Origin of the sequence: Stenotrophomonas sp. HITSZ_GD (genome assembly GCF_029543105.1) — a bacterium.
In the GTDB taxonomy this organism is placed as follows: Bacteria; Pseudomonadota; Gammaproteobacteria; order Xanthomonadales; family Xanthomonadaceae; genus Stenotrophomonas_A.
On the sequence record NZ_JARQXB010000005.1, the window covers coordinates 148,782 to 164,412 of the forward strand.

At 70.3% G+C, this 15,631-nt stretch carries 11 protein-coding genes and 1 pseudogene; 7 read left to right on the plus strand and 5 right to left on the minus strand.

Going from position 1 to position 15,631, the window contains the following annotated elements; translation table 11 throughout:
* Positions 1-119: 119 nt before the first annotated feature.
* Positions 120-314, plus strand: coding sequence for a hypothetical protein (locus tag P6166_RS07360; RefSeq protein ID WP_277763821.1), 195 nt, complete (start codon positions 120-122; stop codon positions 312-314).
* A gap of 66 nt (positions 315-380) precedes the next feature.
* Here P6166_RS07360 and P6166_RS07365 read toward each other — a convergent pair whose 3' ends face one another.
* The gene (locus P6166_RS07365) at positions 381-1,571 is read right to left on the minus strand and encodes an FAD-dependent oxidoreductase (protein ID WP_277763822.1); all 1,191 of its coding nucleotides are present in this window, start codon (positions 1,569-1,571) and stop codon (positions 381-383) included.
* 204 nt (positions 1,572-1,775) lie between these two features.
* On the opposite strand from P6166_RS07365, the pseudogene P6166_RS07370 reads away from it, so the two are divergent.
* From P6166_RS07370 to P6166_RS07385, 4 genes and pseudogenes are all read left to right on the plus strand, one after another.
* Positions 1,776-2,993, plus strand: a pseudogene (locus tag P6166_RS07370) (histidine kinase); the annotation flags it as partial.
* 134 nt (positions 2,994-3,127) lie between these two features.
* A complete protein-coding gene (locus P6166_RS07375; RefSeq protein WP_277763824.1) occupies positions 3,128-3,904 on the plus strand; it encodes a LytTR family DNA-binding domain-containing protein in 777 nt (258 codons plus the stop codon).
* A 27-nt stretch (positions 3,905-3,931) separates the two neighbouring features.
* A complete protein-coding gene (locus P6166_RS07380) occupies positions 3,932-4,300 on the plus strand; it encodes a hypothetical protein (RefSeq protein WP_277763825.1) in 369 nt (122 codons plus the stop codon).
* Between the two features lie 119 nt (positions 4,301-4,419).
* Positions 4,420-6,030, plus strand: coding sequence for an APC family permease (locus P6166_RS07385; RefSeq protein ID WP_277763826.1), 1,611 nt, complete (start codon positions 4,420-4,422; stop codon positions 6,028-6,030).
* A 68-nt stretch (positions 6,031-6,098) separates the two neighbouring features.
* On the opposite strand, the gene P6166_RS07390 is transcribed toward P6166_RS07385, so the two are convergent.
* On the minus strand, positions 6,099-6,701 hold the full coding sequence (locus P6166_RS07390) for a hypothetical protein (protein WP_277763827.1): 603 nt from the start codon (positions 6,699-6,701) through the stop codon (positions 6,099-6,101).
* Between the two features lie 228 nt (positions 6,702-6,929).
* Between P6166_RS07390 and P6166_RS07395 the strand changes: the two genes are divergently transcribed.
* Positions 6,930-7,847 carry an oxygenase MpaB family protein gene (locus P6166_RS07395; protein ID WP_277763828.1) on the plus strand — a complete coding sequence of 306 codons (918 nt, stop codon included), beginning with the start codon at positions 6,930-6,932 and terminating at the stop codon, positions 7,845-7,847.
* A 165-nt stretch (positions 7,848-8,012) separates the two neighbouring features.
* Here the strand turns inward: P6166_RS07395 and P6166_RS07400 are convergent, their stop codons facing one another.
* A complete protein-coding gene (locus P6166_RS07400; RefSeq protein ID WP_277763829.1) occupies positions 8,013-10,118 on the minus strand; it encodes a M13 family metallopeptidase in 2,106 nt (701 codons plus the stop codon).
* 194 nt (positions 10,119-10,312) lie between these two features.
* Between P6166_RS07400 and P6166_RS07405 the strand changes: the two genes are divergently transcribed.
* Complete coding sequence (locus P6166_RS07405) at positions 10,313-13,291, plus strand: EAL domain-containing protein (protein WP_277763830.1); 2,979 nt, start codon at positions 10,313-10,315, stop codon at positions 13,289-13,291.
* Positions 13,292-13,310: 19 nt separating this feature from the next.
* Here P6166_RS07405 and P6166_RS07410 read toward each other — a convergent pair whose 3' ends face one another.
* Positions 13,311-14,306, minus strand: coding sequence for an aldo/keto reductase (locus tag P6166_RS07410; protein WP_277763831.1), 996 nt, complete (start codon positions 14,304-14,306; stop codon positions 13,311-13,313).
* Between the two features lie 196 nt (positions 14,307-14,502).
* The gene (locus P6166_RS07415; RefSeq protein ID WP_277763832.1) at positions 14,503-15,480 is read right to left on the minus strand and encodes a hypothetical protein; all 978 of its coding nucleotides are present in this window, start codon (positions 15,478-15,480) and stop codon (positions 14,503-14,505) included.
* Positions 15,481-15,631: the final 151 nt, after the last annotated feature.

Genomic DNA, 15,631 nt, shown 5'->3' on the forward strand with positions numbered 1-15,631 from the left:
TGCGTTGTACGGCCGGCCACATCGGGGGACAACGCCGTTCCCCGCGCGGGGCGGACAGCGCTGACGCCGGAATCACCGCCGCCGGTGCACGGTGGCGCGGGGCCACACAGGAGGACGCCATGACGCCGTTGGACAAACCGCTGCGCCGCGAGCTGCACGTGGACGGGCGCGCCTACACGCTGACCGTGGACCCGGAAGGGCTCAAGCTCACCGAGAAGGGGCGGCGCAAGGGCATCGCCCTGGCGTGGACGGACCTGCTGAACGGGGACGCCGCGCTGGCGGCGGCGTTGCAGGCATCGGTGCGCGAGGGTTAGCCCGCGCGGGCAAGCCGCCCCGGCGCGTGGGCGGCAGCAAGGCCCCGGAGGTCGGCCGCGCGGCGGCTACCCGAACAGCTTCGCCAGCTGGCGCACCGCTTCTTCGGACAACGCGCGGTCCGGGGTGATGTCCGCGTTGTCGTAGTCGTCGTCGCGCTGCGCCTGCACCAGCAGGCCATCGCGGCGCGGGATGACGTTGAGGTTGTGGCCGCGCCAGAACAGCGAGTAATCCACCTCCGGCTGCGGCACCAGCCGCGCGGTCTGCCCGCGCACCGGGATGATGCTTTCGTCGCCCAGCAATGCGCGCGCGCCGTAGCCGGTGGCGTTGAACACCACTTTTTCGCGCAGGTCGGCGAACTGCCGCGGGCTTTCGAATTCGCGCGTGTGCACGGTGCCGCCGTTGGCGAGGAAATCGTCCATCAGCAGCCGCGAGTAGGCGGTGATGTTGAAGGTCATCTGGGTATAGCGACGCGCGAAAGGCACCGGGAAGGGATGCTCGCCCGGCGCCAGGGTGCGCGACCCGGGGTGCAGGTCGGCCAGCAGGCGATGCTCCAGGTCCGGATATTCGGGCTCGCGGCTCTCGCTGTCCGGACCGGCGGGCTGGTCGAACGGAACATCGGACAGAAAATAGCCGTCGCGCCACTCCACCGGCTCGCCCGGCAGCCCGAGCAGGGTCTGGAAGCGGTGGAACGAGGTGCGCGCCATGGTCTCCCAGCGGCGCTCGAATTCCGGCGTGGTGTGCGCCCGGGCGATGACGCGCGAATCGGGCGACCATACGCCGGTGGCGTAGAACGAACGCACGTCCGGCAGCCGGTCCTTGGCGTAGATGCGCACGCGCAGGCCGGCGCGCTGGGCGACCAAGGCGGTGGTCAGGCCGATCGCGCCGCAGCCGATCACCGCCACCTCCTCGCCAGCGGGCACCTGCGCCAGCCCCACCGCCAGCGCCGCCGAGCCCCACGACAGCGACCAGCCGCTGCCGCCGTGGCCGTAGTTGTGCACCACCGTCTTGCGGCCGATCCGCTCGGCCTCGATGCGCGGTCCCTGCAGCCGGAACGGCCGCGTGCACACGCTCAGGGCGACGATGCGATCGGCGCTGGCGCGCATCGGGGCCAGGGCGCGGGGGGCGGCGAAGTGGTCGGCGATGGCGTCGCTGGGCGGTGGCGGCACCGCAGCCGCGCGCGGTGGCGCGGCGAACGCACCGGTCGATACCACCGCCACCGCGGCACCGGCACCGCGCAGGAACTGACGTCGTTGCATGGGGCATCCTTTCATGGGCGACGCGGCAGCATAGCCGCTCGGCCCGGCGCGTCGCGCGGCCGCGCCCCGAACCGCGACGCGGGGCCGGATTCGCGGCCCCGATCCGGGCTTTCGTCGCCGGGCCGGGCGCCTCGTCGCGGCCGCATCCCCAAGCCTGCCGGCGCGGTCTATGCTCGGCCCCACTGAAAACCTCGAGTCCGTCCCGTGTCCGCCAGCCTGTTCCTGATCGCCCGCCTGCTGTTCGTCTGGATGATCGTGCTGATCGTTATCGCCAACCTGTGGGGCGAGCTGTTCGGCCATACCGGGACGCTCTACACGCTGATCACCTTCGCCACCCTGGCGATCGTGATGACCAGCGTCTTCACCCACCTGCGCCGGGTGAAGCTGATCGCCGGCCGCCTGGACCACGACACGCTGAGCAGCCGCCAACGCCGCCAGATCGAGGTGCCGCTGGACGGCAACGCCGCCTTCGGCGTGGTCGAGAGCGCGATCCGCCAGCTGCCGCGGGTGGAGGACATCGAGAGCTCGCCGGGGAGCCTGCAGATCCGCGCCAAGGTGCGCCGCATCGATGCGCGGGACGATGACCAGGTCTCGCGCTGGAACGTGTTCGCGCGCTTCGCCATCAAGCGCAATCAGGTGCTGGCCACGCTCACGCCGGGCACCGGCGTCAGCAGCGTGACCCTGCTGTGCGAGCCCGATGCCGGCGCGTGGGTGGACCTGTTGATCGTCGATGAAGGCAGCAACTACGAGAACGCCGAGGCGGTGACCCGCGCGATCACCAACCGCGTCTCGGACCAGCGCCGCGACGAGCAGGCCGCGGCGGTGCAGTCGGAGACCGAGAAGGAGCTGGCGGTGGCGCGCTTGAACCTGCTGCACGCGCAGGTGGAGCCGCACTTCCTCTACAACACGCTGGCCAGCGCGCAGGTGCTGACCCGCACCGACCCGCCGCGCGCGGATCAGATGATCGGCCACCTGATCCAGTACCTGCGCCGCTCGCTGCCCAGCGCCGACGATGCGATGTCCACCCTGGGCGAGGAACTGGAGCGCACCCAGGCCTACCTGGAGATCCTGCGCATCCGCATGGGTGCGCGGCTGGCGATGCAGGTGGAGGTGCCATTCGAGCTGCGCCGCCTGCAGCTGCCTTCGATGATGCTGCAGACGCTGGTGGAGAACGCGATCAAGCACGGGCTGGAGCCCAAGCCCGGCGGTGGCACGATCTGGATCCTGGCGCGCCCGTTCGAGGACCACGCCACCCTGACCGTGGCCGACGACGGCCAGGGCTTCAACAGCCACAGCCGCGGCACCGGCGTGGGCCTGCGCAATCTGCGCGAGCGCCTGCGCCTGACCTACGGTAGCGCGGCCTCGTTCGCCATCGTCTCCAATTTCCCCACCGGCGTGGCCGCGACGATCACCTTGCCGCTGCGCTACGCGCCCCAGCACACGCCGCCGCCGTGGGTGTCGCCCGAGACGCCGGCCGCCGAAGCCGCCACGCGCGAGGCGGCCCCCGCCGCGCCGCCGCCGCTGCCCGGCAGTGCGCCCAGTGCTGGAGGTGCCGCATGAACCCGGTGCGCGCGCTGGTGGCCGAGGACGAAGCGCTGCTGCGGCAATCGCTGCTGGGCCTGCTGGCCGAAGTGTGGCCGGGGCTGCAGGTGGTGGCCGAATGCGAGGACGGCGCCAGCGCGCTGGAGAGCATCGCCGAACTGCAGCCGGACGTGGTGTTCCTCGATATCCGCATGCCGGGCCTGACCGGCATCGAGGTCGCGCGGGCCATGGGCGAGGCCAGCCCGCGCTCGCAGGTGGTGTTCGTCACCGCCTACGATCAGTATGCCATCGACGCCTTCGAGCAGGGCGCGATCGACTACCTGCTCAAGCCGATCTCGCGCGAGCGGCTGGCCGCCACCGTGCAGCGCGTGCAGTCGCGGCTGATGGCCGGCCAGCCGGACACCGATGTGCTGGACGCGTTGCTGGCGCGGCTGTCCGCGCGCCCGGGCCAGCCGAGCGATCGCCCGCCGATGGCGTGGATCACCGCCAGCAGCGGGCGCGAGACGCGGCTGATCCAGCTCGACGAGGTGGCGTACTTCCAGGCCGACCACAAGTACACCGTGGTGATGACCGCCGAGGGGGAGTCGGTGCTGCGCACCTCGCTGCGCGAACTGCTCGACGTCCTGGACCCGCATGCGTTCAAGCAAATCCATCGCTCCACCATCGTGAACATGAAGGCCGTGGCCTCGGTGATCCGCGACGACACCGGCAAGGGCAAGCTGCGGCTGAAGAACCGCCCGGAAACCCTCACCGTCAGCCAGCCGTTCATGACCCTGTTCCGCGGCATGTAGGCCGCGGCGAGAAAGGAGAAGGTCCTCATGCGTAGCCGTAGCCTTGTCGTGATCCTGGGGGGCGTGTTGGCCCTGGCCGGTTGCCATCCACGCGGCGGCGTCACCTCCACCACGCGCGCCACCACCGATGGCCACGACACGCTCTTCAGCCAGGTCGAGCAGCGCGAGGGCGTGGCGGATTTCCACTGCCTGGCCAGCACCACCGGGCATTGCCACTACCTGGTGTTCGTGGAGACCTGCCCGGGCGGCGGCGGGCAAGGCGCGGCTTGCCCGCGCACGACCCTGCAGCGGCTGGACCTGAAGTCGGGCCAGACCCAACAGGTCAAGGGCCTGCCCAAGGGGTTCGGCCAGTGCGTGGACGTCAAGGCGCCCACCGAGGATTGCGCGCCGGGCTGAGGGACGGGTGCGCCGGGCTTGCACCGCCGTGGTGCATCGCCCGGCGATGGCGCGGCGCGCTATGACTTGGCGGGGTCGGTTCTGCGATCATGCGTGATTCTTTGCCGTCCCGATCGCCCATGACCGTTCCCCAGCATCCCACCGCGCTCCGCCGCGAAGTCGGACCCTTTGCCCTCATGCTCACCGGCCTGGGCTCGATCATCGGCTCCGGTTGGCTATTCGGCGCCTGGCGCGCCGCCGGCCTGGCCGGCCCCGGCGCGGTCTGGGCCTGGGTGCTGGGCGCGGCCATCATCACCACCATCGCGCTGGCGTATGCCGAGCTGGGCGCGATGTTCCCCGAGTCGGGTGGCATGGTCCGCTACAGCCACTACTCGCACGGCTCGCTGGTCGGGTTCATTGCCGGCTGGGCGAACTGGATCGCCATCGTCTCGGTGATCCCGGTCGAGGCCGAGGCGTCGGTGCAGTACATGGCCTCCTGGCCGTGGCAGTGGGCGCAGGATCTGTACGTGTCGCACCCCGGCGGCGCCGGCGAGCTGACCGTACCCGGCCTGCTGATCGCCGCGGTGCTGGTGCTGGTGTACTTCCTGCTCAACTTCTGGAGCGTGAAGCTGTTCGCCCGCTCCAACACCGCCATCACCGTGTTCAAGCTGGTGGTGCCGGCGCTGACCGGCATCATGCTGGTCGCCAGCGGTTTCCACAGCGAGAACTTCAGCGTCGGCGTGCACGGCGACAGCCACGTGATCGACTTCGCCGCCGTGCTGACCGCCGTGGCGACCGCCGGCATCGTCTTCAGCTTCAACGGCTTCCAGAGCCCGGTGAACCTGGCCGGCGAGGCGCGCAACCCCGGGCGCAGCATCCCGTTCGCGGTGCTGGGCTCGATCGCGTTGGCCACGGTGGTCTACGTGCTGTTGCAGGTCGCCTACCTGGGCTCGGTGCCGCCGGACCTGCTGGCGAAGGCCGGCTGGCACGGCATCGACTTCCGCTCGCCGTTTGCCGAGCTGGCGATCATCGTCAACCTGCACTGGCTGGCGATCCTGCTGTACGTGGATGCCTTCATCAGCCCTTCCGGCACCGGCATCACCTATACCGCCACCACCGCGCGCATGATCTACGGCATGGAGAAGAACGGCACGATGCCGAAGATCCTCGGCCAGGTGCATGCGCACTGGGGTGTGCCGCGCCCGGCGATGCTGTTCAACCTGGCGGTGTCCTACCTGTTCCTGTTCTTCTTCCGCGGCTGGGGCACGCTGGCGGCGGTGATTTCGGTGGCGACGATCATCTCCTACCTCACCGGCCCGGTCAGCGTGATGTCGCTGCGCCGCACCGCGCCGGAGTTCCATCGCCCGCTGCGCGTGTTCGCGCTGCCGCTGATGGCGGCGGTGGCGTTCGTGATGGCGACCGAACTGCTGTACTGGGCGCGCTGGCCGCTGACCGGCGAGATCATCCTGCTGATGGTGGTGGCGCTGCCGGTATACGCGTACTACCAGGCCAAGGCGCGCTGGCAGGATTTCGGCCGCCAGCTGAAGGGCGCGTGGTGGATGATCGTCTACCTGCCGGTGGTCGCGCTGTTGTCTTGGGCGGGCAGCACCACGTTCGGCGGGCATGGCTACCTGCCGTATGGCGTGGACCTGGTGGTGGTGGCCGCGGTGGGCCTGGTGTTCTACGTGTGGGGCGTGCGCAGCGGGTGGCGCACGCCGGCGGTGGAGCAGGCGGCCGTCGCGGCGCACTGAGCGCCCCTGAGCGGATAAAAGAAAACGGGGGCCTTGGCCCCCGTTTTCATTTCGCCGCCGTGCCGCGCTCAACTCGCGTTGGCGACCAGTTTCGGCGCGCCGTCGTAGCGGTCCAGTTCGCGCACCAGTTCCGAATACTGCCGCATGCGGCCCATCTCGCGCATGATCACGATGTCCTCGTGGCGCATCTCGCGGTGGCGGGTCACCTCCTGCTTGTAGCGCAGCACTTCCGGGTAGCGGCGCGCCATCTCCAGCGCGTCGGCGACGCATTCGACCGTGTCCGCGTCCGGCGCGAGCCGCGCGCGGCTGTTGAATGCGCGCAGCCAGCGCTCGAAGCCCGCGCTGTGGTCGAACAGGTCGGCGATGTACCACAGCACGAACAGGATCGAGATCCACGAGGTGAACACGATGACCACCCGGCTGAAGGTGATGTGGTAGTCGTGCTGCCACAGCTGGTGCGCGATGACGCCCAGCAGGATCAGCGAGATCGCCTGCCAGCCGATGATCGAGGCGATCACCCATTGCTTCTTGGCGACGGTGAGCAGGGCGACTTCCTCGTCGATCTGCCGGTCGCTCTTGTCGCGCCAATGCGCGACCTGGGCTTCGAACGGCTCATGATGAAGCGCGTTGTCTTGCAGCAACAAACCCAAACCCTTGAACAAAGCGATCATGACGAGCTCCCGAACGGTTGGCTGGTACGAACGGCTTGCGACGCTGGCGGATCTTCAGGCGCTTCCTTTCTAGCACTTTCGCCGCGCTTGGCAATGGGGGGCGCCGGGCCGTCGCCGCCTTGCTGCGACCGCACATGCCGGCGTCGAGGGCAGGCACGCCGCGTCAGGCGACGGTTCCAGTATCCAAAGCGCGGGTCGGCATGGCGTGATCGCGCTAGGATCGCGTCCATGCCCCCTCTGATGCGAACGCTCGCCGCGCCGGCCGCCGCGCAGGTCCGCCGCTGGGTCCTGGATGCCTTTCCGCGCGAGGGAAGCGGCATCGAGTACGACGTACCGGCCGGCGACCCGGGCCTGTTCGGGCCGGACAGCGTGACCTGGCGCATCCACGCCGAGTTCCCCGGCATGCTCGCCGGCGGCCTGTGCGCGCTGATGTTGCAGACCTTGCATCCGCGTGCGCTGGCCGCGGTGTACGACCACTCCAACTTTCGCGGCGACCTGGTCGGCCGGCTGCGCCGGACCACCGATTTCGTCGCCGGCACCACATATGCGCCCGAAGGCGAGGCGCGCAAGCTGATCGCCCGCGTGCGTGCGATCCACGCGCGCATCGGCGGGCACACCGCGGACGGGCAGGCGTATCGCGCGGACGATCCCGCCTTGCTGAGCTGGGTCCACGTCACCGAGGCCTACGGCTTCCTGGAGGGCTGCCGGCGCTACGGGCGCGAGGTGCCGGTGAAGCTCGCCGACCGCTATTACGACGAGGTACGGCGCATGGCCGAAGCGCTGGGCGCAGTGGAGGTGCCGGGCAGCGAGGCCGAGGTGGCCGCCTATTTCGCGCGCGTGCAGCCGCAGCTGCGGGCCGACACGCGCACGTGGGAAGTGCTTGGCGTGCTGGCGCGCGCCCGCCTGCCCGTGCCGGCGGCGGGCTTGTCGCGTGACGTGTTCCTCGGCGCCGGCGCCGCGCTGCTGCCGGGGTGGGCGTGCGAACGGCTGGGGCGCACGCGCTGGCAGCGGATGCGGGACCGCGCATCGGCGCGGATGATGCGGGCGATGGCGCCGCTGTTCCGCGTGGCGCTGCCCGATGGCCTGGCGCAGCGGGCATGCCGGCGGATGGGTTTGTCGCCGGCGGTATTGGAGCGCTGGCCGTAAGTGCCCCGGCAATTCCCTTGGATGCCCTTGCGGGAGCGGGTTCCGCCGCGAGTGCCTTCGATCAGGGGTCGCGGCTGAAGCCGCTCCTACGACAGGGCGGGGTGCCTCTGAAAACAAACGGCGGCCATCGGCCGCCGTTTGTCGTTCCAGGCCAGCGTCAGGCGCCTACCAGATCTTCACCCGCTGCGCCGGCGCCAGATACAGCTGCTGGCCCGGCTTCACCTCGAATGCCGGATACCACGCATCGAGGTTGCGCACGGTCTGCGCGCGGAAGGCGCCCGGTGCATGCACGTCGGTCAGTACCGCGTTGCGCAGCGCCGCGTCGCGGTACTTGCCGCGCCAGGCCTGCGCGAAGCCGAGGAAGAAACGCTGGTCGGGCGTGAAGCCTTCCAGCGTCTGCGCCGGCTTGCCTTGCTGGGAAAGCACGTAGGCATCGTGCGCGGTCGCCAGGCCGGCCACGTCGGCGATGTTCTCGCCCAGCGTCAGCTTGCCGTTCACCGCCAGGTCGTCGAACGGCTTGTAGGCACTGAACTGCGCGGCCAGCGCATCGCCGGCGGCCTCGAACTTCTTCAGGTCCTCGGCCGTCCACCAGTCGTGCAGCGCGCCGTGTTCGTCGAACAGCGCGCCGGTGTTGTCGAAGCTGTGGCTGATCTCGTGGCCGATCACCGCGCCGATGGCGCCGTAGTTCACCGCATCGTCCGCCGCCGGGTCGAAGAACGGCGGCTGCAGGATCGCGGCCGGGAAGATCAGCCGGTTTTCCAGCGGCACGTTCAGCGCGTTGACGGTCTGCGGCACCATGTACCACTCGCCGTGGTCCACCGGCTGCCCGAGCTTGGCCACGTTGCGCTTGTACTCGAACAGCTCGGCGCGTTCCACGTTGCCCAGCGCATCGTCGCGGCGCACGTCCAGCGCGCTGTAGTCGCGCCACTTGTCCGGGTAGCCGACCGCCACGGTGAGCCCGGCGATCTTCGCCTTGGCATGCGCCTTGGTCTGCGCGCTCATCCATTCGACCTGGTCGATGCGCCGGCCGAAGGCGTCGATGAGGTTGTGCACCATCGCCTCGGCGCGCGCCTTGGTCTCTGCGCTGACGTACTTGTCCACGTAGCGCTTGCCCACGGCCTCGCCGAGCGCGTCGTTGGTGGCGTCGATGCCGCGCTTCCAGCGCTCGCGCTGTTGCGGGGTGCCGTTCAACGTGGCGCCGTAGAAGGCGAAGCGTTCGTCGGCGAACGCCTTGGACAGGTACGGCGAGGCGCGATCCAGCGCACGGAAGGCCAGGTATTCCTTCCACGTCTCCAGTGGTTGGCGGGCAACCAACGCGGCGATGCCGCTCACTGCCCGCGGCTGCCACACGATGAAATCCTGTTGCGCGGACAGCCCGGCCGCCTCGAAGAACGCGTTCCAATCCAGGCCCGGCGCCTTGGCGGCGAAGTCGGCCTGCTTCCAGGCGTTGGCGCCGGCCTTCACGTCGTTGGTCTGCTCCTGGCTGGCGTGCACGCGGGCGATATCGGTCTCCAGCGCCAGGATGCGCGTGGCCTGGCCCTGCGGATCCGGCTGGCCGGCGAGTTCCAGCACCTTCGCGATGTGCGCCTTGTAGGCCTCGCGCAGCTGCGCCATGCGGCCGCCTTCCAGGTAGAAGCTGCGCTCGGGCAGGCCCAGGCCGCCTTGCACCAGGTAGGGCGCATAGCGCTCGGGCTGCATGAGGTCGGCGGTGACCCACAGGCCGAACAGGCGGTCGGTGTAGAAGTCGGTGGCGTTGAGCAGGTCCACGTCGGCGCGCAGCTCGCTGCCCAGTTCGCGTGCCAGCGCCTGCTTGTCCTCGATCTGCGCGATCGCGTCGAGCGTGGGCTGCACCGGCGCCACGCCCTTGGCTTCGATGCCGGCCTCGTCCATGAAGGCCGCGTAGTAGTCGCCGATCTTCTTCTCTTCGCCGGTGGCGCGGTCGTTGGCCGAAGCGCCCTCGATGATGTCGCGCGTGTGCTGCTCGGTGTCCACCACGATGCGGGTGAAGCTGTTGTAGCTGGAGCGGTCGGCGGGAATCTCGGTGGTCTTCACCCAGGTGCCGTTGGCGAAACGGAAAAAGTCATCGCCGGCGGCGACGCTGCGGTCCATGCCCGCGGCGTCGAAGCCGAATGCGCCCAGCTGCGGCTTGGCGGGGGCGGGTGGCGGCGTTGCGGCGGAGGCCGCGGGTTCGGCGGCGTGGCGTTGGCAGGCCGCTAGGGGCAAGGTGGACAGCAGGGCGAGGAGCAGGGCGGAGCGGTGCAGCTGTGGCATGGAGCGGCTCGACGATGCGGCAAACGGAAACGACGCAGTGTAGGCCGGGCACGCGCGAGGGGGTACCTTCGCGCGCCTGAATGGGGTGATTTCACCTCGCGCGCGCCCGGTGCGGTTCAGTGTGGCGGACAACGCCGTTCAAGAACCTCGCCGCGCCGCCGATGAGCGGGGGAACCCGGAGACGAACGACCGCAATGCCGCCGCCCGCCGTCGCACCGCCTTCCCCACCGGCCCCACCGGACATGCCGCACCTGCGGCGCGTCACCTGGGCCGGGATCGTGCTGGGCGTGCTGCTGTGCGTGGGGCTGGCGCTCGTGCTGGCGCACGACTGGCACGCGCGTAGCGAGGCGGCCCAGCGGCAGGCGATGGCCCTGGCCACCGGCACGCAGCGCTTGATGGCGCTGGAGCTGCGCAACCTGGAGCGCGCAATGCGCGGCATCGCCGGCGATGCGCACGAACTGTTCAGCCGCGTGCCGGAGCAGGCGCCGGACCTGCTGAGCGAATCGATGCGTGGCGTGGTGAGCCGGCACGCGGAAATCGAGAGCATCGTGGTAGTGGACGACCACGGCCGCGCGCTCACCGATGGCCGCAGCGATCGCACGCTGGCGGACTGGGCCGTGCCCGCGCGGCGCGGCGGTGGCAGCGATCTTTACATCGGCGCGCCCGAGCGTGGCCCGGACGGCGAGTGGCTGTTGCGCCTGGCCGTGGACATGGGCGATGACCGCTGGGTGCTGACGCGCCTGCGTCGCAGCGAATTGCAGCGCCTGATCGCCGACCTCGACGTGGGCCGCCGCGGCGTGGTGTCGATGAGCGACGCGGAGGGCTGGGTGCTGGCGCGCAGCGCGGACCCGCCGAACGCGCACGCGAACACCCCGTCGCGCATGCCGCCCGGCAGCTTTCCACCCACTTCGCGGATCCTGCCGATGGGCGAGCACGTGAGCGTGCTGGACGGCACGCGCCGCATCGCCGCGGCGGGCACCTTGCCGCCCTATCCGATTCGGGTGTACGCCGGCCTGGACAAGCGCGAGGTGCTGGCCCCGTGGTGGACGCTGTTCGCGCTCTCGGTGGGGGTGCTCGCCTGCTACGTGGCCGGCTTCGTGTACCTGCTGCGCAGCCTGCGCCGCGCCGCGCGGCGGCAGATGCGCTTGCAGGCCGACCTGCGCGCGGGTGACGAGGAATTGCGCCTGGCCCACCAGGCCGGTGGCATCGGCACCTGGTCGATCGCCCCGGACGGCAGGCAGCTGCTGTGGTCGACGCAGGCGGCGGAGATCTTCCTGTCGCAGCTGCCGGGCCTGACGGTGGAGGAGTTCCTGGAGCGCGTGCACACGCAGGATCGCCGGCGGCTGATCCGCGCGCTGGCACGCGCGTGGCGCGGCGAGGAGCCGCTGGACATGACCTTCCGCCTGCAGCTGCCCGAGCTGGGCGAGCGCTGGGTGTCGGTGCGCGGCGCGCTGGTGCCCGACGGGCATCCGAGCCGGCGCATGACGGGCACGGTGGTCGACATCAGCGAGCGGGTGGAGATCCAGTCGCTGGCGCTGGATGCGCAGCGGCAGTTCCGCTTGATCTTCGAGCTCAGTCCGCTGCCCTGCTGGCTGTTCGATGCCGAGACGGGGATGTTCCTGGAGGTCAACCCGGCGGCGGTGCGCGAGTACGGCTATACCCGCGAGGAATTCCTGCGCATGCACCTGGCCGACATCGAGCCCGCGCTGCAGGACCGCCAGCATGCGCCCGCGCTGTCCCCGGCCGACGACAGTGTGGCGCCGCTGCTGCACGTGCATCGGCGCCGCAACGGCAGCCTGATGGACGTGCGCGTGCACACCTCGCAGCTGGAGATCGCCGGCATCCGTGCGCGCCTGGCGCTGGCCGAGAACGTCAGCGACCACATGGCCTACCAGCGCGAGCTGGCTTACCGCGCCAGCCACGATGCGGCGACCGGCCTGCTCACGGTGCGCGCGCTCGCCGAATGGCTCGACCGCGAGCAGGGCCAGGGGCGCTACCACGTCGCGCATGTCGAGCTGCGCGGGCTGCAGCTGATCGGCGACACGCTGGGGCGCGAAACCGGCGAGGCGGTGCTGCGCAATCTCAAGCAGCGGCTGAAATCGCTGGCCGATCGTTATGGCTGGCTGGCCTTCCAGCCGGCGGAGGATTTCGTCTTCGCCATCGCCGGGCAGCATGCGCTGGACATGGTGGTCGAGGTGCTGGTGGCGAGCTTGTCCGAACCGGTGCAGGGGCGCGATTCGTTCCACCAGCTGGACCTGCGCATCGGCGTGGCGAGCCACCCCGACGATGGCGGCCGCGCCGAGGAGGTCATCGCCAAGGCCGCGCAAGCCGCGCACGCCGCGCGCGAGGAAAGCGAGCCGGTGGTGCGGTTCCATGCGGGCATCGAGGCGCGCCTGAGCGAGCGCCTGCGCCTGGCCGGGCGGCTGCACCAGGCCATCGACCGCCACGAGTTCGTGCTGCATTTCCAGCCGATCACGCACTGCCGCAGCCGCCAGCCGGTGGCGCTGGAAGCGCTGTTGCGCTGGCAGGCCCCCGATGGCAGCTGGATATTGCCCGGCGAATTCATCCAGCTGTGCGAGGACACGGGCTTGATCCTGCCGCTGGGGCGTTGGGCGCTGCGCGAAGCGGCGCGTGCGCAGCGCCGCCTCGCCGAGCATGGCTGGCGCGATCTGCCGATCGCGGTGAACGTCTCGGCCTTGCAGTTCCACCACAGCGACCTGGCGGCGGACGTGGCGGCGGCATGCGAGGAGCATGGCGTGGCACGCGGCGGCCTGCACGTGGAACTCACCGAGAGCAGCCTGATGCGCCAACCGCTGCGCGCGCTCAAGGCGATGCACGGGTTGCATGCGCAGGGCGTGTGCATCTCGCTGGACGATTTCGGCACCGGCTTCTCCAGCATGAGTTACCTGCAGCACATGCCGCTGGATTCACTGAAGATCGACCGCTCCTTCGTCGTGGACGTGGAGCGCGAGGAACGCAATGCCTCGATCTGCCGCGCGTTGATCACGCTGGGCCACAACCTGGGCCTGAAGGTGATCGCCGAGGGCGTGGAGCACGAGGCCCAGCTGCAGTGGCTGGCCACGCACGGCTGCGACCAGGTGCAGGGCTGGCTGCTCGGCCGGCCGGCGCCGCTGGAGCAGGTGCTGGCGATGATGCGCCGCGCGCCGGGGTGAGCCGGCGCGCGGCGATGTCTCAGCCGTTGAGCAGGGCCGTGGGCGCTTCGGGATAGCGCGCGCCGGCCGCGGCGTCCGGCGGGAACACGGCGTCGATCTGCGCCAGTTCGTCCGGGGTGAGGCTGACCTCCAGCGCGCCGAGGTTTTCCTCCAGGAACGCGATGCGCTTGGTACCCGGGATCGGCACCAGGTCGTCGCCCTGCGCCAGCACCCACGCCAGCGCGAGCTGGCTGGCGGTCACGCCCTTGGCGGCGGCCATCGCGCGCACCTTGTCCACGAGGGCGAGGTTGCGGGCGAAGTTGTCGCCCTGGAAGCGCGGCGAGCGGCGGCGGTAGTCGTCGGCGTCGAAGTCCTCCGGCGAGCGGATCGCGCCGGTCAGGAAGCCGCGGCCGAGCGGCGAGTAGGGGACGAAGCCGATGCCGAGCTCGCGCGTGGTCGCCAGCACCTGGTTGCTCTCCGGGTCGCGCGTCCACAGGGAATATTCGGTCTGCACGGCGGTGATCGGATGCACGGCGTGCGCGCGGCGGATGGTGCCGGCGGCGGCTTCGGACAGGCCTAGGAAGCGCACCTTGCCTTGCTCCACCAGCCGCGACATGGCGCCAACGGTGTCCTCGATCGGCACCTGGGGATCGACGCGGTGCTGGTAGTACAAGTCGATGTGGTCCACGCCCAGCCGCTTGAGGCTGCCTTCGCAGGAGGCGATGACGTACTCGGGCCGGCCATCGGCGCCGCGCGCGGCGGGGTTGTCCGGGTCCAGGCGGATGCCGAACTTGGTGGCGAGGAACACGCGATGGCGGCGGCCGGCGATGGCGCGGCCCACCAGCACCTCGTTGGTATGCGGGCCGTAGATATCGGCGGTATCGAGCAGGTCGACGCCGAGGTCGAGCGCGCGGTGGATGACGGCGATCGACTCGGCGTCGTCGCGGCCACCGCCGTAGAAGGCGCTCATGCCCATGCAGCCGAGGCCGAGGGCGGAAACCACAGGGCCTTGGCGGCCGAGCGTGCGGGTGTGCATCTGGAACTCCTGGAGCGTGGGGGATCGGTGCGTGGCATGCCGTGCGCACGCCTTTCACGGACAGCATGGCGCAGCGGAAGTTGCAGTGACGTCACGGGCCGCGCGCGATCGTCACACGCCGAGGCGGCGCGGCTGGCGGGTCGCGAAAAGAAGAAGGGCGGCCCTTGGCCGCCCTTCCTTGCGCAAGCCGGTGTTCTCAGAAAGCGAACATCACCGACAGCTGCGGCGAGAACAGTTCGGCGCTGTTGCGCCCGTCCACCGAAACCAGCGCCCCGCCGATGATGCCGACCTTGCGCGAAGGGTGGTATTCGACCGCCGGTGCCACCGACAGGCGCCAGGAGCTTTCACCGCGCACGTTCTCGCGATAGACACCCGCCGCGGTGTCCACGCGGCGGTGCAGCGTGTCGCCTTCGGCACGTTCGTACAGCAGGTCGGCCGCCAGCACCCACTTCGGGTTGAAGCTGTATTCCGCGCCGGCCAAGGCTTGGAAGGCGCTGCCCAGATGCACGCGGCCCGTCTCGCCGTGCAACGTGCCGTAGCCGCTGCGGTCGCGCACGGTGACGCCGGCGCCGGGCACGCGGTAATGCAGGTTCACGCGCGCGCGCAGGTTGCGCTCGGGCAGGAAGTACGCCTGGCCGTACAGGCCGAGCATCGTGAAGGCCGCGCCGCTGCCGGTGGCGTCGGCCAGCCCGCGGCGGTCGAGCTGGTCGTGGCGTCCGGTCGGCATGCTCTGGCGGATGCCGATCGCCAGCGTCGGACGCGCCGCGCCGTTGCCCGCATACAGGCTGTACTGGCCGAACAGCCCGGTGTCGCCCATCGCCCAGCGGCGCTCGGCTTCGTCGGTGCGCGCGTAGACGCCGCGCAGCGTCGCGCCGATGGTGAAGCGGTCGGTGACGCCGTAGGTCATCGGCAGCAGCACGCGCCAGTCGTCCGCCGCACCGTCCACATCGTGGCGGCGGCCGTCGGCGTCGTAGCGGCCGGTGACCTGGGTCTGCACCACGTAAGGCTGCACAATCAGCGTGCCCTGCCGCAGCGGCGGGCCGCTGCTGAGCAGGGTGCCGGTGTAGTTCGCTTCGCGAACCGGCGGCGGGGCCTCCTCGGCCTGGCCATGGGCGGCGGCGGAGCAGAGCAGGGCGAGCGCCAGCAGGCGGGCGGGAGCGATACGAAGGAGCATGGCAGCGAGGGCGTTGGGAAAGCGCCATACGGTGCCGATGCCGGATTTTGGGCGGAATTGGACGAATCTAACGAGTCGGCGGACAGGGCGCCGCCGAGGCCATCGTTGCCCATATGAAACAAACCTTCGATGCGGAAGGCCTTTCGCGCGA